This is a genomic window from Streptomyces sp. NPDC048623 (assembly GCF_040650755.1).
Classification (GTDB): Bacteria; Actinomycetota; Actinomycetes; order Streptomycetales; family Streptomycetaceae; genus Streptomyces.
This window is the reverse complement of sequence record NZ_JBEZHV010000016.1, coordinates 95,138-115,378: the sequence shown is the minus strand read 5'-3', so window position 1 is coordinate 115,378 and position 20,241 is coordinate 95,138. Positions and strand designations below refer to the sequence as shown.

The window sequence follows — 20,241 nt, the reverse complement described above, 5'->3', positions numbered from 1 at the left end:
GCGTCAGCGCCCGTCGAGGACCACCACGAACGCGTCCCGGCGCTCCTCGTCCTCCGCCGGACGCCACGGCGCCGTCACCGCGCCCCGCGCCCCCGCCGGCTCGTCGCCGGCGCCCAGCACCCGGTTCAGCCGCAGCGCCGGCGCACCCGGGCCGAGCACGACCAGCGTGCCCTCCGGACCGTCCTCGACGGACCCGGAGCCCTCCGCCGCCCAGTCGCCGTCACCCTCCAGGACCGCCGACACCGTCGGGTCCGGCGTGTGGGACACGCGCTGCGCCTGCGGCTCGGCGCGCCCCTGCAACAGCGCCGCCAGCCGGTCCACCAGAACCGGGTCGTGCGCCCCGTCGTACACATGACGGGTCCCGAGCACCCCGTGCTCGGACGTGCCGACGAGCCCCGCCTCCGCGCCCGCGAGCGGCGCCGCGCGGTACGTCATCGGCACCAGGTAGCCGCGCACCCCGCTCGCCCCGGCGCCCGAGAGGTCCCGCACCACCATGAACTCGATGCCCACCTCGCCCGCCGGGTCGTCGAGCCGGAACCCGCCGGCCCGCTCGAGCCGCGGGGCCGCGCCCGTGGCCACGTACCAGGGGCGCGTCGGCAGCCACGCCTCGAGGAGCTCCAGCTTGGTGGGGGTCATGGTGGTCTTGTGGATGACGGACATCGCGGCTGTTCTTCCCTCCGAGACGGTACGGGTCCCGGTCGTCGGACCGCCCGGGTCCCCGCCCCGGAACCGTACCGTCACGGACGGGCCGTCAGGCCTCCGCCCCCGGCGCGTGCAGCTCGCCCGAGCGGGCGACCCGCGCGTACCACCGGGCGCTCGACTTCGGCGTGCGCGCGAGCGTGTCGTAGTCGACGTGCACGGCGCCGAAGCGCTTCGCATAGCCGTACGCCCACTCGAAGTTGTCGAGCAGCGACCACAGGAAGTAGCCGTGCACCGGCGCGCCCGCCTCCACCGCCCGGTGCACCGCCTCCAGATGCGCGTGCACGTACGCGGTGCGCTCCGGGTCGTGCACCGAACCGTCCGCGGCGACCACGTCCTCGTACGCCGCGCCGTTCTCGCTCACCACCAGCGGAAGGTCCGGGTAACGGGCGGCGACCCGGGTCAGCAGGTCCGTCAGGCCCGACGGGTCCACCGGCCACCCCATCGCCGTCCTGGGCCCGTCCCCCTGGTGGAAGGCCACGTCGTCCGCGCCCGGCCACGGCGAGAACTCGCTGGCGCCGTGCCCGTCGTCCTGCGGCTTCTCGGCACCCTCGGCGACCCGCGAGACGACCGTCGGCGTGTAGTAGTTGATGCCCAGCCAGTCGAGCCGCTGCCCGGCCGTCGCCTCGTCCCCGGCCCGTACGAAACTCCAGTCGGTGACGTGCGCGGTGTCGGCGAACAGCTCCTGCGGATAGCGGCCCTCCAGCATCGGGCCCAGCCACACGCCGTTGCCGACGGTGTCGATCCGGCGGGCCGCCTCGCGGTCCTCCGCCGACCCGGTCAGCGGCCGCACCTCGTGCAGATTGAGCGACACGGCCAGCTTCGCCTCGGCCGACAGCGTGGAGCGCAGCGCCTGCACGGCGAGCCCGTGGCCGAGGTTGAGGTGGTGGGCGGCGCGCAGCGCGGCCACCGGGTCCGTGCGGCCCGGGGCGTGCACCCCGGAGCCGTACCCCAGGAAGGCGGTGCACCACGGCTCGTTGAGCGTCGTCCAGCGGCTCACCCGGTCGCCGAGCGCGTCGGCGACCAGCGTCGCGTACGCGGCGAAGCGTTCCGCCGTCGCCCGCTCGGGCCAGCCGCCCGCGTCCTCCAGCTCCTGCGGCAGGTCCCAGTGGTAGAGCGTGAGCGCCGGCTCGATCCCGGCCTCAAGGAGCTCGTCGACGAGCCGCCGGTAGAAGTCGAGCCCCTTCTGCACCGCCGGGCCGCGCCCGGTCGGCTGCACCCGCGACCACGACACCGAGAACCGGTAGGCGTTCAGGCCCAGTTCGGACATCAGCCGGACGTCGTCGCGGAAGCGGTGGTAGTGGTCCACGGCGACATCGCCCGTGTGGCCCTGGAAGACCTTCCCGGGAGTGTGCGAGAAGGTGTCCCAGATGGACGGCGTCCGGCCGTCCTCGGCCGCCGCTCCCTCGATCTGGTACGCGGCGGTGGCCGCGCCCCACAGGAAGTCGGACGGGAATCGGCGGACGGCGGTGAGCGGCCGGGTTTCGGACGCGGTCATATGAGAGCGCTCCCAACGGAAGACAGAAGGGGTGACATACGGCATACGGCATACGGACGTACCGGAGCGGTACGGGGAAGAAGTCGGCGCGCGGTCGCGCGGTCGCGCGGTCGCGCGGGCGTCAGCTCTTGACCGCGCCTGCGGTGATCCCGCCGACGATGTGCTTGCCGAGCACGGCGAAGACGAGCAGCAGCGGCACCGTCGAGATCAGCGCGCCGGTCAGCACCACGGCCTGGTCGACCGTGTGGTTGCCCGCTCCCAGGCCGGCCAGGGCCACCTGGAGGGTCGGGTTGCCGTCCGGGGTGAGGGCGATGAACGGCCAGAAGAAGTCGTTCCACGCCTGCACGAAGACCAGCATGCCGAGCACCGCCATCGCGGGCCGGGCGACCGGGAACACCACGTGCCAGATGATCCGCAGCGAGTGCGCCCCGTCCATCCGGGCCGCCTCCACCAGCTCGACGGGCAGCGCCTCGACGAGGAACTGGCGCATGAAGAACACGCCGAACGCGGCGACGAGCGACGGCAGCACCACCGACTGCAGCTGGTCGACCCAGCCCAGGTCGGTGACGATCTGGTACAGCGGGATCACGCTCAGCTGCGGCGGCACGGTCATCGTCGCGACCACCAGGGCGAGCAGTACGTTGCGGCCCTTGAACGGCAGCTTGGCGAAGGCGAAACCGGCCAGCGTGGAGAACAGCACGGTGGACACCGAGACCAGCGAGGCGACCACGGTCGTGTTCACCAGCGCCTCGCCCATGTCGACCTGGTTCCAGGCGAAGGACAGGTTGTCGAAGAGCCGCGGCCCGGGCAGCAGCGGCGCCGGCGGGCTGACCACCCGCTCGCCGGTGTGCGAGGCCGCCACCAGGTTCCAGTAGAGCGGGAAGAGCGAGACCAGCGCGGCGAGGCCGAGCAGGACGTAGGTCAGCGGACCGGCGTGATGCTGACGGCCGGCCGTCTGACGGAAGGACGAACGGAAGGACGGCCGCACGGACGGGCGGGACGACGGGCCGGACGACGGGCCGGACGACGGGCGAGAAGTCGGGCCGGACGACGGGCGGATACGGGTGCGCACGGGTTCAGCCCCCCAGCTTCTTGCGGTTCGCGCGGGCGACGAGCGACTGGACGCCGCCGATGAGGAGCAGGAGCAGCAGCATCACCCAGGCGATCGCCGAGGCCTGGCCCAGCGCGCCGGTGACCCAGCCCTTCTCGTACATCAGCAGGCTCAGCGTCTGGTACTGGTTGCCGCTGCCGCCGGAGATGCCGACACTGCCGCCGTAGAGCATCGGCTCGCCGAACAGCTGGGTCGCGCCGATGGTCGAGACGATGATCGTGAACAGGATGGTCGGCCGGATGGAGGGGATGGTCACGCTGAGGAACTGGCGCCAGCGCGAGGCCCCGTCGAGGGCGGCCGCCTCGTACAGATCCTGCGGCACGGCCTGCATCGCGGCCAGGTAGATCAGCGCGTTGTAGCCGGTCCAGCGCCAGGTCACGATCACCGAGATGGCTATCTGCGCGGGCCACTTGGAGGACTCCCAGTCGACCGGGTCGAAACCCACCAGACCGAGCGCCGAGTTGATGAGCCCGTAGTCCTTGTTGAAGAGCTGGGTGAAGACCAGCGTCGCCGCCGCGATCGAGGTCGCGTACGGGGCGAGGATCGCGACCCGGAAGAAACCACGGCCGCGCAGACGGTAGTTGAGCAGATGTGCCAGGCCGAGCGCCATGAGCAGCTGCGGCACGGTCGAGATCACACCGATGGTGAAGGTGTTGGCGAGCGCGTTCCAGAAGAACTCGCTGCCGCCGAGATCGGTGTAGTTCTCCAGACCCTTCCACTGCGGATCACCGCCCAGCTCCACCCGGTTGAGCGAGAGCCAGCCGGTGTAGAGCAGCGGGAAGAGCCCGAAGGCGGCGAAGGTGAGGAAGAAGGGGGCGATGAAGGCGTACGGGGTCGCCTTCAGGTCCCAGCGGTAGAGCCGGCGGCGCAGGGCGGACGGGCCGCCGCCGTCGGGGCGGCCGGCGCCGTGGCGCGGGGAGCGGGTGGGCGGTGCGTCGGGCGACGGGTTGCCGCCCTTCCTCGCCCGTACGGAGGTGGCCACGGGGGCGTCCTTCCAGTTCGGTGCGTACGGGTGGGGCGCTGCGGCGGGGACCCGGCGGCCTGTTCGGCGACCGGGCCCCCGCCGCCTCCCGCTACTGGTCGATCTTGTCGTCGACCAGCTTCTTGACGTTCTCCCAGGCCTTCGCCGGATCGGTGCCGCGCTGCTCGATGTCGAGGATGCCGTTGTCGGTGAGGAAGGTCTTCACCTGGCCGTCATAGCGGCTGATCGGGGCGGGCTTGATCTGGGCGGCCGCGGCCGCGTAGATCTCACCGACCGGGGTGTCGCCGAAGTAGGGGAGCTTCGCGCCGACCACGGCCGCCGAGGACAGGGTGTCCTTGGTGGACGGGATGTTGCCGTTGACCGCGAACACCTTGGCGTGCTGCGCCGGGGCGGTCAGCCACGCGGCCAGCTCCGCGGCCTCCTTGGCGTGCTTGCCGGACTTCGGCACGGCGAGGAAGGAACCGCCCCAGTTGCCCACCACCGGCGGCGTGGCGATGTCCCACTTGCCCTGGTTGCCCGGGCCCGCCTGGTCCTTGATGATGCCGGTCATCCAGCTCGGGCAGGCGACCGTGGCGAACTTCGAGTTCTTGAAGGCGGCGTTCCAGGTGCCCTTCTCGTCGAACTGGCGCAGCTTGGCGGTGATTCCGGCCTGCGCCGCCGAGACGGCGGTGTCCCAGGCCTTCTTCACGCCGGGGCTGGTCTCCCAGACGAGCTCGCCCTTGGTGTTCGCGTACTGCTCGGGGTCGCTGTTGACGACGGCGTTGAACAGACCGCTCGCCGAGTCGTGGAAGAAGGTGCCGGCCGGCGCGCTCTTCTGGTACGTCTTGCCGGTCTCCACGAACTTGGCCCAGTCGCCCGCCCACAGCTTGCCGACCTCGGCGCGGTCGGTGGGCAGCTTGGCCTTGGCGAAGAGCTCCTTGTTGTAGCAGATGGCCATGGGGCCGATGTCGGTGCCGAGAGCGATCACCTTGCCGTCGCCCGTGGTCGCCTGCTTGACCTTCCAGTCCAGGAAGGCGCCCAGGTCCGCGCCGCCGGTCTTGGACAGGTCCACCCACTTGTCCGCCATCGAGGGGCCGGTCGCCTCGGCGATGTAGCCCACCTCGACGGCCTGGATGTCCGCGAGGCCGCTGTTGCGGGAGAGGCGCAGCTTGAGGGTGTCCCAGTACTTCTGGCCGTCGGCCACGTTGGACTCGACGATCTTGATGTTGGGGTGGCTCTTCTCGTACTCGGCGTACAGCTTGGCGCCGGTCTTGTTGTCGTAGCCGAAGGAACCGTAGGTCCCGATCCGCAGCGTGATCGTGCCGCCGTCGGCGGAGTCCCCTCCGTCACCGCCGTCTCCGCAGCCGGTGAGCAGGGCCGTGCCGGTGACCAGGGCCGCCGTCGCCGCGAGCGCGGTACGGCGGGCGCGGCCGGGGGCCCGTCTGCTGCTGGATGTACGCATTCCACTCTCCTCGTCCCAAAGGTGGTGCTCGTCGTGCGCCGCGTTCGTACGTGAACGGGGTGCGTCACGTCGTGCGTGAAGCTCTTGTGTGCGGATGCTCGTGCATGCCGGTGCTGCTCGTGCATGCGGGTGGTGCGGGTGGTGCGGGTCGTGCGGCTCGGACGGCCGGAGCGTGCGTCTCTCTCCCGCCCGGTTGTCGGAGAACCGGGTGGGAGCGCTCCCACGTCGTCGATGCCGGAAGGTTCCTGCCTCCCGGGCGGCACTGTCAAGAGATGAACGCTGATTCGTTACGACCGGACGGGGGCGGCGCCTCCTGTCCCGGTTCGGGTACTGTGGGAGCGCTCCCATGGATCTCCCGGCGTTCGCTTGTCGAACGGCACCGGAGGGCGACGGGGGCCGGGAACGTGGCCTATCTTGACCTGATCGCCGCAAGGGACGGGGCGAGGCTCGACGAGGGGAGTACGAGGGTCGTGAGCGGACGCCGCAGTGGTAGGCCCACACTGGAACAGGTCGCGGTCCGGGCCGGGGTCGGCCGGGGCACCGTGTCCCGGGTGATCAACGGCTCGCCCCGGGTCAGCGAACAGGCCCGCGAGGCCGTCCACCGGGCCATCGAGGAGCTGGGCTACGTCCCCAACCAGGCCGCCCGCACCCTCGCCGGCAGCCGCACCGACGCCATCGCGCTCGTCATCCCCGAGACCGAGGCACGACTCTTCGCCGAGCCGTACTTCCTCGACATCATCCGCGGCATCAGCGCCGAACTGGGCGCGGCCGACCAGCAGCTGCTGCTGACTCTGGTCCGCTCCGAGCGGGAGCGGGAGCGCTTCGAGCAGTATCTCGCCGCCCGGCGCGTGGACGGCGTGCTGCTGGCCTCCGTGCACGCCGACGACCCGCTGCCCGAACGCGTCCGCGAACTCGGCCTGCCCGTCGTCCTCAACGGCCGGCGCACCACCGACGAACCCGCCGCCTACGTCGACTCCGACAACACCGGCGCCGGCCGCGCCGCCGTCGCCCACCTCGCCGGCCGCGGCCGCCGCCGGATCGCCACCATCACAGGCCCGCTCGACATGTACGTGGCCCGGGCCCGCCTCGACGGCTACCGCGAGGGCATCGCGGCGGCCGGCCTCGATCCCGACGAACTCCTCGTCGCCACGGGCGACTTCACCGAGGAGGGCGGCCGCCGCGCGATGCGCGCGCTGCTCGACCGCGCCCCCGACCTGGACGCCGTCTTCGCCGCCTCCGACGTCATGGCCGCCGGCGCCCGCGGTGTCCTGCGCGAGGCCGGCCGCCGTGTTCCGGAGGACGTCGCCCTGGTCGGCGTCGACGACTCGGCCGTCGCCCGCCTGATGGACCCGCCGCTCACCAGCGTCCGGCAGCCCATCGAGGAGATGGGGCGGACGATGGCGCGGATGCTGCTGCGGGAGCTGGCGGGTGAGTCCGGCGAGTACGGGGAGGGGCCGGCGGGCGCCGGGGAGGGTGCGCGCGAGGTGCTGCCGACGGAGCTGGTGGTGCGGGAGTCGTCCTGAGGGGCGCCGTTCCGAGCGCGGGGCGCGCCCACCGGGCGCCGCCCCGCGCCTGTGTCAGCCTCAGCCGAGGTGGCGGGCGAAGAACCTGAGCGTGCTGTCCAGCTCGTACGCCGGAAGGTCACCGTGCTTGCCGGGGTTGGCGTGCAGGGTCTTCTCGGCCGAGCCCAGGGCGTCGAACAGGGCCAGACCCTCGGCCCGCGGCACCCGCTCGTCGTCCCACTGCACCAGGAACTCCACCGGCACGGTGATCCGCGCGGCGGCCTCGGCCGAGGCGAGCGCCCCGCCCAGGCCCAGGACCGCGGCCCTGACCCGGGGTTCGGCGGCGACGAAGGGCACGCCGAGCCCGCAGCCGAGCGAGACGCCCCAGTAGCCCACCGGACCGGCGCCCACGTGGGGGATCTGCTGCACGGCGTCCAGGACGGCCCGCCATTCCGGCACGGTCTGCCGGGCCACGAGCGCCTGGAACCCGGCGATCAGCGGGGCCGGTTCCGCCCCGGCCTCGATGCGTGCCTGGTTCTCGGCCGCGAGCCGGTCGTACTCCTCGACCTTCGGCCGGTCGCCGTGGGCGGGGATGTCGACCGCCACGACGGCGAACTGACACTCGGTCACGAAGCGGCGGGCGCGCTCCCGTACGTCCGGGGCCTTCTTGTGCTGCCCGCCGCCGTGTCCCATCAGGATCAGCGGACGCGTACCGACGGCGCCGTCCGGCGTCCAGAGCACGCCGGGGATCTCGCCAGGGATCTCGTCGAGGGTGAAGAGCTGTTCGCGGACGCCGTCGACCGACGTCTCGGAGGTGAAGCGCATAGCGTTCAAGCCTTTCGGGATGCCTCTGCGGGCACTCCCCGAGCCATGCGGGGGAGGGAGGCCCGATCTGTCATCGTGTGGATCGGACTCACCTCCTTGATTCGCGGTAACGCACGGCGACGCGGAACCTATCACGGAGGGGGCGCGGGCATCGTCCCGCGCCCCCTCCGCGTCCATCGGTCAGTGCGTCACAGCGCCGGGTACGCGTTCTTCATGAGCTCCTGGAACTGGGCCGAGAACCACTTGCCCGACAGCGGGGCGTTCGGCAGGGCGCCGGACATGTTGTTGTTGTTCCGGGGGTTGCCGGTGTACGTCGGGTCGCACATGCGGTCGAAGCCCTTGCCCTCGTCGTTCGGGATCTCGGAGCTCGCCCCGTCGGACTCGCCCGGGGGCTTCATCCAGACGTACGCGTCGATGCCCGGCTCCGGGGCCGCCTTCGGACGTTCGCCGAGTCCCGCGCCCGCCTGGTTGCACCAGTTGCCGGGGTTGATGCGGCGGTCGTAACGACCGCCGTCGACATAGGTGTTGACGTCGGTCGTCGCGCCCGGGCCGGTCGGCCGGGCGGTGCCGCCCCAGCCGTTGCGGGAGGTGTCGATCAGCATGCCGATCTTCGGGTCGAAGCCGATCGAGACCAGCTTGTCGCGCATGGCCTGGGCGTACGACAGCTCGTCGGTGTAGCGGTTCCAGTCCACCCATGTGGACTGGCGCACCGAGGTCCCGTTCACCGTGTCGTTGATCGTGAAGTGGTCCTCCTTCAGGGCGCTGTAGTTGGCGGTGTTGACGATGAAGCCGGTCACGTTGGCGAGGGTCGATCCCTGGGCGGTCGCCGCCGTCTTGAACAGCTCGGCGGAGGGCCCGAAGTTGTCGTCCCAGCCGAGCCAGCCGTGGTGGCCGGCGTCCAGGTAGTTGTAGACGTTGGGAATCGCGCCCAGCTTGTTGAGGGCGTAGCCGACGCCCTTGATGTAGTTGCCGTTGGACTTCATCACGTCGCAGTTCGCGGTCGCCGTCGGGCGTCCGCTCACGTTGGTGACGAGGTTGGGCAGCGAGTCGAGCTCGACCGTGGTGACGATCCGCAGGCCCGCGTACTTCGGGTCGGAGAAGATCGCCGCGATCGGGTCGATGTACTGCGTCTCGTACTTGTCGATCTCCGTCGGGCCGAGTTCGCCGTTGGAGGCGAGGGCCGCGCAGTCCCGGCCGGGCAGGTTGTAGATGACGAACTGGACGACCATCTCGCCGTCGCCCTTCTGCCGGAGCGCTTCGTCGAGGTGCTCGCGCACGCCCATGCCGCCGTTCGCGCCGTCGATGGCGGCGATCCGGTCCACCCAGACACCGGTGGGCTGGTTGGACACCCGGGTGCCGCCGGGCTCCGCGGCCGCGTTGGCGGACCACTCCGGGTTCACGTACACCCGGGCGCCGGCGTAGGGGTTGTCGGCCTTGCCGCCGGCCGGCGGCGGCGTGGTGGGCGGGGTCGTCGGGGGAGTGGTGGGGGGTGTCGTGGGCGGGGTGGTGGGCGGAGTGGTCGGAGGGGTCGCACCGTTGCAGACGACACCGTTCAGCTTGAAGACCGTGGGCACCGCGTTCGTGCCGCTGTACGAGCCGTTGAAGCCGAAGGAGGTCGAACCGCCGGTCGCGAGCGTGCCGTTGTACGACATGTTCTTCGCCGTCACGGCGGTGCCGGACTGGGTGATCGTGGCGTTCCAGCCCTGGGTGACCTTCTGGTCGCCGCCGAAGGACCATTCCAGGGTCCAGGCGGAGACCGGGTCCCCGGTGTTGGTGACGATGACGTTGGCGCCGAAGCCGGTGTTCCACTGGCTGGAGATCTGGTAGTCGACCCGGCAGCCAGGTGTGGCGGCGCCGGCGGCGGCCGTGCCGAACACGGTCGCCGTGGCGCCGGTGGCCGTGATCAGCCCGAGCGCCGCGAGCAGGGCGGTGCGGCTGGTGGTTGTGCGGCTCATGGAGTGGATGGCCCTTTCCGTTTCCGTTCGGGCCGCGCGGAATGTGGCGCAACCCGATGCCGACGGTGCTGGATCCGCTCCCACTGGTCCGGCCGACCGTAGCGCCAACTGCCGCCAAGGAAAAGAGGAGTTGAGGAAATTTCCGTAGCCGTGTGTTCACCTCTTCGGCTCTCTTGACGGGGTCTCGTCGGCTCTGCACAGTGGGAGCGCTCCCACTGGTTCAGAGCTTGACCACTCACCTCGCACCACCCCACCCCCACCACCGCGCGAGGAGAACCACCCCATGCCCCCACGCCCGACCCCGGGAAAACCGGATGACCGGTCCCGGCGTTGCTTCCTACCCTGCCGTCATGAACCCCCTGGACGGCACGGACCACGCGTCTGACCAGCTGCTGAACGTCGTCGACATCGAGGCCACCTGCTGGGACGGGCAGCCACCGCCCGGCGCCGTGAGCGAGATCATCGAGATCGGGCTCGCCGTCGTGGATCTGACGGAACACCGGCGTGTGGCGCGGCACCGGATTCTGGTGCGGCCCGCCCGGTCGGAGATCAGCGCGTTCTGTACCGGGCTGACCGGGATCACTCCGGAGGAGGCCGCCGGCGGGGTGAGCTTCGCCGAGGCCTGCCGGATCCTGGCCGACGAGCACGACGCGCGGCGGCGTCCCTGGGCGAGCTGGGGCGACTACGACCGCAAGCAGTTCGACCGGCAGTGCCGGGCCACCGGCGTGGCCTACCCCTTCGGGCGGCCCGCCGAGGCCGGTCACACCAACGCCAAGGCCGTCTTCACCGAGGCGTACGGGCTGCGCAAGCGGCCCGGTATGGACGGCGCCCTGAAGATCGCGGGACTTCCCCTGGAAGGGCGCCACCACCGGGGTGAGGACGACGCCTGGAACATCGCCGCGCTCGTCCTCGACCTGGTGGGGCGTGAGGCCTGGGCCTGAGCCCGAGCGCAGGAACGCGGGCGGTCGGCCGGCGGGCGGCGGCGCCGGACGGGCCCGCAGCACCGGACGGGCCCGCGGTGCGGACCCGGCCGGCGCCGCCGCCCCCACGGCGGATCAGCGCACCGCGAGCAGGTGCTCCAGGGCGAGCTGGTCGAGGCGCTCGAAGGCCATCGAGCGCTCGGCCGCCGCCGTGGCGTCGAAGTCCTCGTACGCGGCACGGTCCCCGAGGAGGGCCGCGAGCCCGTCCGGGGCGGTCGGCTCGGCGAGTTCGTCGAGGCGCGAGGCGGCGAGGGCGGCGACCACCTCGGGGTCGGCGCGGAAGGCGGCGGCGCGCTCCTTGAGGATCAGGTAGTTCCGCATGCAGTTCTTCGCGGACTCCCACACCCCGTCGAAGCCGTCCGTGCGCACGGGCTTGAAGTCGAAGTGGCGCGGCCCGGCGTACCCGGCCGTCTCCAGCAGATCGACCAGCCAGAACGCCTGCCGCAGATCGCCCGCGCCGAAGCGGAAGTCCTGGTCGTACTTGATCCCGGACTGCCCGTTGAGGTCGATGTGGAAGAGCTTGCCCGCCCACAGCGCCTGCGCGATCCCGTGCGGGAAGTTGAGGCCCGCCATCTGCTCGTGCCCGGTCTCCGGGTTGACGCCCACGAGTTCGGGCCGCTCCAGGCGCTCGATGAACGCGAGCGCGTGCCCGATCGTCGGCAGCAGGATGTCGCCGCGCGGCTCGTTCGGCTTCGGCTCGATCGCGAAGCGCAGGTCGTAGCCCTGCTCCGTGACGTACTCGCCGAGCAGGTCGAAGGCCTCCTTCATCCGGTCGAGGGCCAGCCGTACGTCCTTCGCCGCGCCCGACTCGGCGCCCTCCCGGCCGCCCCAGGCCACGTACACCGAGGCGCCGAGCTCGACGGCGAGGTCGATGTTGCGGATCGTCTTGCGCAGCGCGAATCGCCGCACGTCCCGGTCGTTGGCCGTGAAGGCGCCGTCCTTGAAGACGGGGTGGGTGAAGAGGTTGGTGGTGGCCATGGGCACCGTGAGCCCGGTGCGGTCGAGCGCCGCCCGGAACCGCTTGACCGCCGTCTCCCGCTCGGTTTCCTCCGCTCCGAACGGAATGAGGTCGTCGTCGTGGAAGGTCACGCCGTACGCACCGAGCTCGGCGAGCCGCTCGACCGACTCGACCGGGTCGAGGGCCGGCCGGGTGGCGTCGCCGAACGGGTCGCGGCCCTGCCAGCCGACCGTCCACAGGCCGAAGGTGAAGCGGTCGCCGGGGGTGGGGAGGTATCGCTGCGGCATGTGCGGCTCCTTCGTGTCCTTCGTGGCGCGGCCCTGTGTTCCCGGCACGGGGAGGCTGGCCGCGAGATTTGTTTTCTGAGATAACTAATACAGCCGGGCGCCGCCCGGCGCCAGAGCCGACCCCCGGCCCAGGGGAACGAGACCCCGCTTCAGAGGGACGAGACCCCGCCTCAGGGGGAAACTTCCTCTCGCAGCGGAAAGAAAGGTGGCCCATGACCCAGCGCCCGGTGGTCATCGGCGTCGACAGCTCCACCCAGTCCACCAAGGCGGCCGTCGTGGACGCGGAGCACGGCACCCTCCTCGCCCTCGGCCGCGCCCCGCACACCGTCAGCGGCGTCGGCGGCGCCCGCGAGTCCGACCCCGAACAGTGGTGGTCCGCGCTCGCCCGGGCCGTCGCCGACGGCCTCCGGCAGGCCGCCGTACCGCCCGCCGCCGTGACCGGCATCGCCGTCGCCGGACAGCAGCACGGCCTCGTCACCCTCGACACCGCCGGCCGCCCCCTGCGCCCCGCCCTCCTCTGGAACGACACCCGCTCCGCACCCCAGGCCACCGCCCTCACCGACGCCCTCGGCGGCCCGAAGGCCTGGCTCGCCCGCACCGGCTCCGTCCCCGTCGCCTCCATGACCGCCGCGAAATGGCAGTGGCTGCGCGAGACCGAACCCGCCGTCGCCGCCCGCGCCGCCGCCGTCCGGCTGCCGCACGACTTCCTCACCGAACGCCTCGGCGGCACCGCCGTCACCGACCCCGGCGACGCCTCGGGAACCTGCTGGTACGACACCGGGCGCGCCGCCTACGACCCCGAACTGCTCACCCTCCTCGGCCTCGACCCCGATCTCCTCCCGGCCGTCGCCCCCACCGCCGCGACCCGGGTCGGCACCCTCACCCGAGCCGCCGCCGACACCCTCGGCCTCCCGGCCGGAGTCGCCGTCGCCGCCGGCACCGGCGACAACATGGCCGCCGCCGTCGGACTCGGCCTCGGCGCGGGCGGCCTGCTCGACCACCCGGTGCTCAGCCTGGGCACCTCCGGCACCGTCTTCGCCGCCACCCGCACCCGCCCCGCGAGCCCCGGCCTGGCCGGCTTCGCCGCCGCCGACGGCGGCTACCTGCCGCTCGGCTGCACCCTCAACTGCACCCTCGCCGTCGACCGCGTCGCCACCCTCCTCGGCCTCGACCGCGAGGCCGCCGAACCCGGCGACGGCCTCGTCCTCCTCCCGTACCTCGACGGCGAACGCACCCCCGACCTCCCGCACGCCACCGGACTCCTCACCGGCCTGACGCACGCCACCACCCCCGGTGCCCTGCTCGGCGCGGCCTACGAAGGCGCCGTCTTCACCGTCCTGCGCGCCCTCGACGACGTCCTCGCCGCCTGCGGTCTCGACCCCGCCGACCCGGCCGTACGGGACCGGCCCCTGCGTATCGTCGGCGGCGGCGCCCGCGGCCGGGCCTGGACCGACACCGTCCGGCGCCTCTCCGGCCGCCCCCTCGTCCGGCCCGCGGCGACCGAACTCGTCGCCCTCGGCGCCGCCGCCCTCGCCGCGGCCGCCGCCACCGGCGCCGATCCGGTCGCGCTCGCGAGCGAGTGGGGTACGGGGGAGGGCGAGGTGCTGCCGCCGGTGCCGCGCGACACGGCCACCTGGGACCGCATCGCCGGGGTCCTGGACCGGGCGGAGCCCCTGCTGACGGACTGAGGGACGCGAACTCCGGGCCGGGGAGGGGTCAGTACGCCGGCACCCGGGCGAACCGCTCCGTCACCCGCAGATCGGCCTCGATGCCGGCGATCGCCGCCGCCAGCTCCGGCAGCACCTCTGTCACGCACTCCTCGGGGGACCGGCGGCTGGCGTGCATGGCGACGTTCACGGCGGCCACCGCCCGGCCCGCCCGGTCCCGCACCGGCATCGCGATCGACCGCAGCCCCTCCTCCAGCTCCTGGTCGACCAGCGCGTACCCCGCCCGCCCCACCTCGTCGAGCAGGGCCCCGAGTTCGGCGCGCCCCGTCACCGTGTACGGGGTCAGGGCGCGCGGCTCCGAACCGGCGAGGCGCGCGGCCCGTTCCGCGGCCGGCAGACCGGCGAGCAGCACCCGGCCCATGGACGTGGCGTACGCCGGGAAGCGGGTGCCGATGGTGATGTGGACGTTCATGATGCGGCTCGTCTCGACCCGCCCGGTGTACTGCACCTCGTCGCCGACGAGCACCGCCAGCGACGTGGACTCGCGCACCCGTTCCGCCAGGGCCGCGAGGTGCGGCTGGGCGATCCCGGTGAGCGTCGTGCGGGAGAGCGGTGCGTAACCGAGGGCGAGGACGCGGGGCGTGAGCCGGAACTCCCGTCCGTCCACCGCCACACAGCCGGCATGCTCCAGGGTGATCAGCGCCCGCCTCGCGGTGGCCCGGGCCAGGCCCGTGGCCTCGGCGACCGCCGTCAGAGGCAGCGCCGCCCGGCCCGCGCCGAACGCCGTGAGCACCGTGAGCCCGCGCGCCAGCGACTCCACGAACCCACGGCCCAGCTCCCGCTTGGACCCGGCCGTCCATGCGGCGAGCCCTCCCGGCGCCGCCGCCGGGGTCTCGGGCGCCTCCCTGAGCACCTGCTCCATCGTCGCGGCCGCCTCCCGCAACCGCGGCAGGACTCGCGTGCGCAGCGACACGGGGTCGTGCCGGCTGGTGTGGCTCACCACGCTCAGCGCGCAGGCGATCCGGCCGGCCCCGCCCCGTATCGGCACCGCGAGTGCCACCAGGCCCGGCTCCACCCCCTGGTCGTCCAGCGCCCACCCGCGCCGCCCCGCCTCGGCCGCCCGCGCCGCGAAGTCCCCGGCGCCCGCACCCCGCCCGCCCGCGGGAGCGGTCGGGCACCCGTGTTCTTCCGGCCCGCCCGCTCGCCGCTGCCGCCAGGCCTCCCATTCGGATTCGTTCCACTCCGAGGCGAACAGAACCCCCGGCGCCGTGCGTTCGGCCGGCAGCAGGTCGCCGATGCGGAAGCTCACCGCCATCGCCCGCCGCCGGGTCGCCTGGTGCACGAAGCGGATCCCGCCGCCGTCGGCCACGGCCAGCGACACCGACTCGTCCAGCTCGTCCGCGAGCGCGTCCGCCCGGCCACCGAGGAGATCGGGCAGGCGTACGGAGGCCAGATAGGCGTTGCCGAGGGCGAGCAGCGGCGGCGCGAGCACCACGTCACGCCCCTCGAACCGTACGTACCCCATGCGGGCGAGTGTGCCGGTGATCCGGTCCACCGTGGACCGGGCGAGACCGGTCGCCCGCTCGAGCTCCCCGACCGGCATCCGTCCGTCGGCCTCGGTGAGCCGGCGCAGCACACCGATCCCGCGCAGCAGCGGCGTGACCGCCTCGGGCGGGACCTCGGCCTGGGCGGCGCCGGGCGCGGGAGCATCGACGGGAGCGTCGATCGGTGACATGGGCTCTCCGTGGTGGATCTTTCTTCCCCCGTAGTGAACACGACCCGGCCCGGGTGCGACATCCCGTCGATGGCTTCACGATCGAGGCCGGGTGTCGGGGCTGCCCGGTGTCAGAGCTGCCCGTCGGGAGCCGGGAGCGCGTCGAGCCGCGCCAGCAGACGGGCTCCCTCGCGGCTCATCACCTCAGGATCGCGCAGGGCGTTGGCCAGGAGCGACATGCCCTGGTACGCGGCGACCAGGGTGAGCGCCAGGCCCTCCGGGTCGGCCATGCCCAGGGCGCGGAACTGCTCCCCGGCCCAGTCGAGCAGCGCCCGGATCACCGCGCCGGCCTCGGCGTCGAGCGTCCCGTCGGCCCGCTTGTCCAGCTCGACCGCCAGCGTGCCCGTCGGACAGCCGCGCCGCGCCGCCAGTTCCCGCTGCCCCACCCAGGTCTCGACCAGGCCCTTCAGCCGCTCGCGCGGATCCGGCAGTTCCTCCAGGCGGGCGGTGAGCCCTGCCAGATACACGCGGTGCTCGGAGAGCGCGGCCAGGACCAGATCGTCCTTGGTCTTGAAGTAGTAGTAGACGTTCCCGACGGGGACCTCGGCCTCGCGCGCGATGTCGGCGAGCGTGGTCCGCTCGACGCCCTGTTCGTGCAGCACCCGGGTGGCCGCCGCCACCAGGCGTTGCCGCTTCTGCGAGGCCTGCGCCCGTCGATTCACTGAGTCAGTCACCCAACTCACTATAGACAGCCGCCCGTCCGCTGTGGTCTGCTGTCTCTCGCTCAAGTAAGTCAGTTAGCTGACTAACTCTGAACTCTGAACCCTGGGGGAGAAAAATGATCACCGTGACCGGCGCCACCGGAAACATCGGACGCACGCTGGTGGAGCTCCTCGCCGGAGCCGGCGAAGAGGTCGTCGCCGTGTCCCGCCAGGCCGCACCTGCCGCACCCACCGGCCCCGCCGCACCGGCGGCGCCCGGCGTGCGCTGGGCCCGAGCCGATGCCGGCTCCGCCGAGAGCCTGCGGCCCGCCCTCGACGGGGCACGCGCCCTGTTCCTTGTTCTCGGAGGGGAACTCAACAGCCGGGGCGAGCACCCCGCCGCCCTCCTCGACGTGGCGAAGGCGGCCGGCGTCGAACGCGTCGTCCTCGTCTCCTCCCTGGCCGGCGCGACCCGCCCGGAGGCGGTCTCGCACGCCCGGCTGCGCGAGTTCGAGGCGGCGGTACGGGAGTCGGGACGGGAGTTCACCGTGCTGCGCCCCGGCGGCTTCGCCTCGAACGCCTTCGCCTGGGCGGAGAGCGTCCGCACCCGGCGTACCGTCCTCGCCCCCTTCGGGGACGTGGCCCTGCCCGTCGTCGACCCGGCGGACATCGCCGCGGTCGCCGCGGCGGCGCTCACCGAGGACGGCCACGCGGGCCGCACCTACGAACTGACCGGCCCCGAGACGATCAGCCCGCGCCGCCAGGCCGCGGTGCTCGCCGAGGCGCTGGGGGAGGAGGTGGCCTTCGTCGAGCTCTCCCGCGCGGACGCCCACACCCACCTCGCGGGCTTCATGCCCGAGGAGGTCGTCACCGGCACCCTGGACATCCTCGGCGTGCCGCTCCCGGCGGAACTGCGGATCAGCCCGGACACCGAGAGGGTCCTCGGCCGCCCGGCGGCCCCGTTCGCCGACTGGGTCGCCCGCAACCTCCCGGCATTCCGTTAGGGCCTGTACGGACCGGGGCTCCGGGTCCCCCGGCGCTCACTCCGAAAGGAGGACGACCTCCAACCGGCGCGGGCCGTGCACCCCCTCCACCCGGTCGAGTTCGATGTCGCTGGTCGCCGACGGCCCGGAGATCCAGGTCAGCGGCCGTCGCGGGTCGAGCCGCGGCAGCGCGAGCGGCACCGACGCCACCACCTGCGCCGGGACCCGTACGACACACACGTGCAGATCGGGTACGAGGGTGAGCGCGCGCCGCCCCTGGGCGGGGCCGCCGTCGAGGACGAGGGTCCCGGTCTCGGCGACGGCCACCGCGCAGCCGGTGATCACGGCATCCGTGCCGTCCAGCTGTCGCGGCGTCAGATCACCTCCGTCCGGGCGGAGTTCGACGTCGTCAGGCAGTCCGTCCAGCCACTCCTCCGGCAGTCCCTGCGGTACGGCGACACTGCGTGCCCCGTGTCCGGCGAGGAGCCGGGCGACGAGGCCCGCGAGGCCGGCGGTGTCGGTGCGGTGGACGACGGCCCGGTAGTCCGCGAGGTTCTCGTGCAGCAGATCGACCAGCGCGGCCGGATCTCCGGGCGCATGCTGCTCCAGATACGCCCGCTCCGGTTCGGGAGCCTCGGGCGCGCCGGCGACGGCGGCCCGGATCCGGCCCAGGATCCGCTCACGGGAGCCGGAGCCGGGGCCGGTTCCCGACAGGCCGGCACGGGCGTCGGCGGGGGTGTTCTCGGCGCTCATGAGCGGTTCTTCCTCCACCAGTCGCGAAACGGCTCCTCCGGCATCTCCGGCAGGTCGCGGCTCTCCGTCCACGCCCCGGCGCCCGGCGGGTTCTTCGGGTGCAGGGCGCGGGTGCGGGAGGCGAGACGTTCACCGGCGGCGAGCACTCCCGGGTGGTCGAGGACCCACCCCGCCGCCTTCATCGCCGCGCGTTCCACGCGGTGGCCGGGGCCGCCCTGCCCGGCGACGCGCTCGCGCAGGTGCACCAGGACCTCGGGGATGTCGATGGCGACCGGGCACACCTCGTAGCAGGCCCCGCAGAGGGAGGAGGCGTACGGCAGCGAGGCGTCGATCTCGCTCGCGGTGCCCCTGAGCTGGGGCGTGAGGATCGCGCCGATCGGCCCCGGGTAGACGGAGCCGTAGGCGTGGCCGCCGGCCCGCTCGTACACCGGGCAGACGTTGAGGCAGGCCGAGCAGCGGATGCAGCGCAGCGCCTGCCGACCGGTGGCGTCGGCGAGGACGTCGGTGCGGCCGGCGTCGAGCAGCACCAGATGGAAGGCCGTCGGTCCGTCGCCGTCGGTGGTGCCGGTCCACATCGTGGTGTACGGGTTCATGCGCTCGGCCGTCGAGGAGCGGGGGAGTGTCTGCAGAAACACCTCCAGGTCCCGCCAGGACGGCACCACCTTTTCCACGCCCACGACCGAGATCAGCGTCTCGGGAAGGGTGAGGCACATCCGGCCGTTGCCCTCGGACTCGACGACGACGAGGGTGCCGGTCTCGGCCACCATGAAGTTGGCGCCGGAGATGCCGACCTTGGCCCGCAGGAACTTCTCCCGGAGGTGCAGGCGGGCGGCCTCGGCGAGCTCGGCGGGGGTGTCGGTGAGGTCCTCGGGCGCCGGGCGGCCCCATTTGTTCATCTCGGAGCGGAAGATATCCCGGATCTCGCCCCGGTTGCGGTGGATCGCCGGCACGAGGATGTGCGAGGGCCGGTCCTCGCCCAGCTGCACGATGAGTTCGGCGAGATCGGTCTCGTAGGCGCGGATGCCCTCCGCGGCCAGCGCCTCGTTCAGCCCGATCTCCTGCGTGGCCATCGACTTGACCTTGACGACCTCGGTCTCGCCGGTCGCCCTGACCAGGTCGGCGACGATCCGGTTGGCCTCCGCGGCGTCCGCGGCCCAGTGCACCGTGCCGCCCGCCGCCGTCACCGCCTCCTCCAACTGGAGCAGATACCGGTCGAGATGCCGCAGCGTGTGGTCCTTGATGCGCCGCCCCGCCTCGCGGAGCTCGGCCCAGTCGGCGAGCTCCGCCACCGCCCGGGCCCGCTTGTCGCGGATGGTGCGGGTGGCGTGCCGCAGGTTGCCGCGCAGCGTCTCGTCGCGCACGGCCTCCCGCGCGGCCGCGGGGAACGCCGGGAAGGCCGGCATCCCCAGGAACGCGGTGCCCGTGCCAGGGGCGCCTCTCATACCCATGCCAGGGGCTCCTTCTCCGTGCTCGCCAGGATCTCCGCGAGATGCACCGGCCGCAGCTCCGGCAGCACCCGCATCCGGCTCATCGTGCCACCCAGGTGCATCAGACAGGAGTTGTCCGCCCCGCACAGCACCTCCGCGCCGCTCGCCACGGCGTTGCGCACCTTGTCGGCGCCCATCGCCGCCGACACGTCGGGGTTCTTCACCGCGAAGGTGCCGCCGAAGCCGCAGCACTCCTCGGCTCCCGGCAGCCCGACGAGTTCCAGGCCCCGCACCGCCCGCAGCAGCCGCAGCGGCCGTTCGCCGAGCCCGAGCATCCGCAGTCCGTGGCACGACGGGTGGTAGGTCACCTTGTGCGGGAAGTACGCGCCGACATCCGTCACACCGAGCACGTCGACCAGAAACTCCGTCAGTTCGTAGGTGCGCGGGCCGAGTTCGGCGGCCTCGGGGCCGAACTGCCCGTAGTGCCCGCGGATCATCGCGGCGCACGAACCGGACGGGGTGACGACGTACTCGTACCCCTCGAAGGCGCGCACCGTGCGCCGGACCAGGGGCGCGGTCTCGGCGCGATAGCCGGTGTTGAACTGGGGCTGCCCGCAGCAGGTCTGGGCGGCGGGGAAGTCGACGGAGACGCCGAGGCGTTCGAGCAGCCGGACGGTCGCCACCCCCGTCGCCGGATACAGGGCGTCGTTGACGCAGGTGACGAACAGGGCGACACGCATGTGCGGGGGGCCTTCCGG

Annotated in this window: 17 protein-coding genes; 4 read left to right on the top strand and 13 right to left on the bottom strand. The window is 72.8% G+C overall.

Features of this window, described 5'->3' with window-relative positions:
- Window positions 1-3: 3 nt before the first annotated feature.
- The 5 genes from AB0C73_RS23100 to AB0C73_RS23080 form a co-directional block, all read right to left on the bottom strand.
- Window positions 4-660: a 1,4-alpha-glucan branching protein gene (locus AB0C73_RS23100; protein WP_362533164.1), complete on the bottom strand. Its 657-nt coding sequence runs from the start codon at window positions 658-660 to the stop codon at window positions 4-6.
- A gap of 91 nt (window positions 661-751) precedes the next feature.
- On the bottom strand, window positions 752-2,197 hold the full coding sequence (locus AB0C73_RS23095; protein ID WP_362533161.1) for a GH1 family beta-glucosidase: 1,446 nt from the start codon (window positions 2,195-2,197) through the stop codon (window positions 752-754).
- A gap of 121 nt (window positions 2,198-2,318) precedes the next feature.
- The gene (locus AB0C73_RS23090) at window positions 2,319-3,185 is read right to left on the bottom strand and encodes a carbohydrate ABC transporter permease (protein ID WP_362533158.1); all 867 of its coding nucleotides are present in this window, start codon (window positions 3,183-3,185) and stop codon (window positions 2,319-2,321) included.
- Window positions 3,186-3,273: 88 nt separating this feature from the next.
- Window positions 3,274-4,290, bottom strand: a complete 1,017-nt coding sequence (locus AB0C73_RS23085) for a sugar ABC transporter permease (protein WP_362533155.1) — start codon at window positions 4,288-4,290, stop codon at window positions 3,274-3,276.
- A 91-nt stretch (window positions 4,291-4,381) separates the two neighbouring features.
- On the bottom strand, window positions 4,382-5,731 hold the full coding sequence (locus AB0C73_RS23080; protein WP_362533153.1) for an ABC transporter substrate-binding protein: 1,350 nt from the start codon (window positions 5,729-5,731) through the stop codon (window positions 4,382-4,384).
- A gap of 470 nt (window positions 5,732-6,201) precedes the next feature.
- Here AB0C73_RS23080 and AB0C73_RS23075 point away from each other — a divergent pair, with 470 nt between their 5' ends.
- Window positions 6,202-7,254 (top strand): LacI family DNA-binding transcriptional regulator, encoded by a 1,053-nt coding sequence (locus AB0C73_RS23075; protein WP_362533150.1) that lies wholly within the window; start codon window positions 6,202-6,204, stop codon window positions 7,252-7,254.
- Window positions 7,255-7,314: 60 nt separating this feature from the next.
- Here AB0C73_RS23075 and AB0C73_RS23070 read toward each other — a convergent pair whose 3' ends face one another.
- Window positions 7,315-8,058 carry an alpha/beta hydrolase gene (locus AB0C73_RS23070; RefSeq protein ID WP_362533147.1) on the bottom strand — a complete coding sequence of 248 codons (744 nt, stop codon included), beginning with the start codon at window positions 8,056-8,058 and terminating at the stop codon, window positions 7,315-7,317.
- 188 nt (window positions 8,059-8,246) lie between these two features.
- The gene (locus AB0C73_RS23065; RefSeq protein ID WP_362533144.1) at window positions 8,247-10,013 is read right to left on the bottom strand and encodes a glycoside hydrolase family 6 protein; all 1,767 of its coding nucleotides are present in this window, start codon (window positions 10,011-10,013) and stop codon (window positions 8,247-8,249) included.
- Between the two features lie 350 nt (window positions 10,014-10,363).
- On the opposite strand from AB0C73_RS23065, the gene AB0C73_RS23060 reads away from it, so the two are divergent.
- Window positions 10,364-10,954, top strand: coding sequence for a 3'-5' exonuclease (locus tag AB0C73_RS23060; protein WP_362533142.1), 591 nt, complete (start codon window positions 10,364-10,366; stop codon window positions 10,952-10,954).
- 114 nt (window positions 10,955-11,068) lie between these two features.
- On the opposite strand, the gene xylA is transcribed toward AB0C73_RS23060, so the two are convergent.
- Window positions 11,069-12,238: a xylose isomerase gene (gene xylA, locus AB0C73_RS23055; RefSeq protein ID WP_362533139.1), complete on the bottom strand. Its 1,170-nt coding sequence runs from the start codon at window positions 12,236-12,238 to the stop codon at window positions 11,069-11,071.
- A gap of 212 nt (window positions 12,239-12,450) precedes the next feature.
- Here xylA and xylB point away from each other — a divergent pair, with 212 nt between their 5' ends.
- On the top strand, window positions 12,451-13,926 hold the full coding sequence (xylB, locus tag AB0C73_RS23050) for a xylulokinase (RefSeq protein WP_362533136.1): 1,476 nt from the start codon (window positions 12,451-12,453) through the stop codon (window positions 13,924-13,926).
- 28 nt (window positions 13,927-13,954) lie between these two features.
- On the opposite strand, the gene AB0C73_RS23045 is transcribed toward xylB, so the two are convergent.
- Together AB0C73_RS23045 and AB0C73_RS23040 are read right to left on the bottom strand one after the other, a co-directional pair.
- On the bottom strand, window positions 13,955-15,640 hold the full coding sequence (locus AB0C73_RS23045) for an IclR family transcriptional regulator C-terminal domain-containing protein (protein ID WP_362533133.1): 1,686 nt from the start codon (window positions 15,638-15,640) through the stop codon (window positions 13,955-13,957).
- 110 nt (window positions 15,641-15,750) lie between these two features.
- Entirely contained in the window at window positions 15,751-16,353 is a 603-nt protein-coding gene (locus AB0C73_RS23040; protein WP_362533130.1) for a helix-turn-helix domain-containing protein, read from the bottom strand.
- Between the two features lie 104 nt (window positions 16,354-16,457).
- Here AB0C73_RS23040 and AB0C73_RS23035 point away from each other — a divergent pair, with 104 nt between their 5' ends.
- Window positions 16,458-17,324 (top strand): NAD(P)H-binding protein, encoded by an 867-nt coding sequence (locus AB0C73_RS23035; RefSeq protein WP_362533127.1) that lies wholly within the window; start codon window positions 16,458-16,460, stop codon window positions 17,322-17,324.
- Between the two features lie 36 nt (window positions 17,325-17,360).
- Here the strand turns inward: AB0C73_RS23035 and AB0C73_RS23030 are convergent, their stop codons facing one another.
- The 3 genes from AB0C73_RS23030 to AB0C73_RS23020 are packed head-to-tail and all read right to left on the bottom strand — an operon-like array spanning window position 17,361 to window position 20,223.
- Window positions 17,361-18,056, bottom strand: a complete 696-nt coding sequence (locus AB0C73_RS23030) for an LUD domain-containing protein (RefSeq protein ID WP_362533124.1) — start codon at window positions 18,054-18,056, stop codon at window positions 17,361-17,363.
- Window positions 18,053-19,504: a lactate utilization protein B gene (locus tag AB0C73_RS23025; protein ID WP_362533121.1), complete on the bottom strand. Its 1,452-nt coding sequence runs from the start codon at window positions 19,502-19,504 to the stop codon at window positions 18,053-18,055. The genes AB0C73_RS23030 and AB0C73_RS23025 overlap by 4 nt, the downstream gene beginning before the upstream one ends.
- On the bottom strand, window positions 19,495-20,223 hold the full coding sequence (locus AB0C73_RS23020; protein ID WP_362533118.1) for a (Fe-S)-binding protein: 729 nt from the start codon (window positions 20,221-20,223) through the stop codon (window positions 19,495-19,497). The genes AB0C73_RS23025 and AB0C73_RS23020 overlap by 10 nt, the downstream gene beginning before the upstream one ends.
- Window positions 20,224-20,241 lie beyond the last annotated feature (18 nt).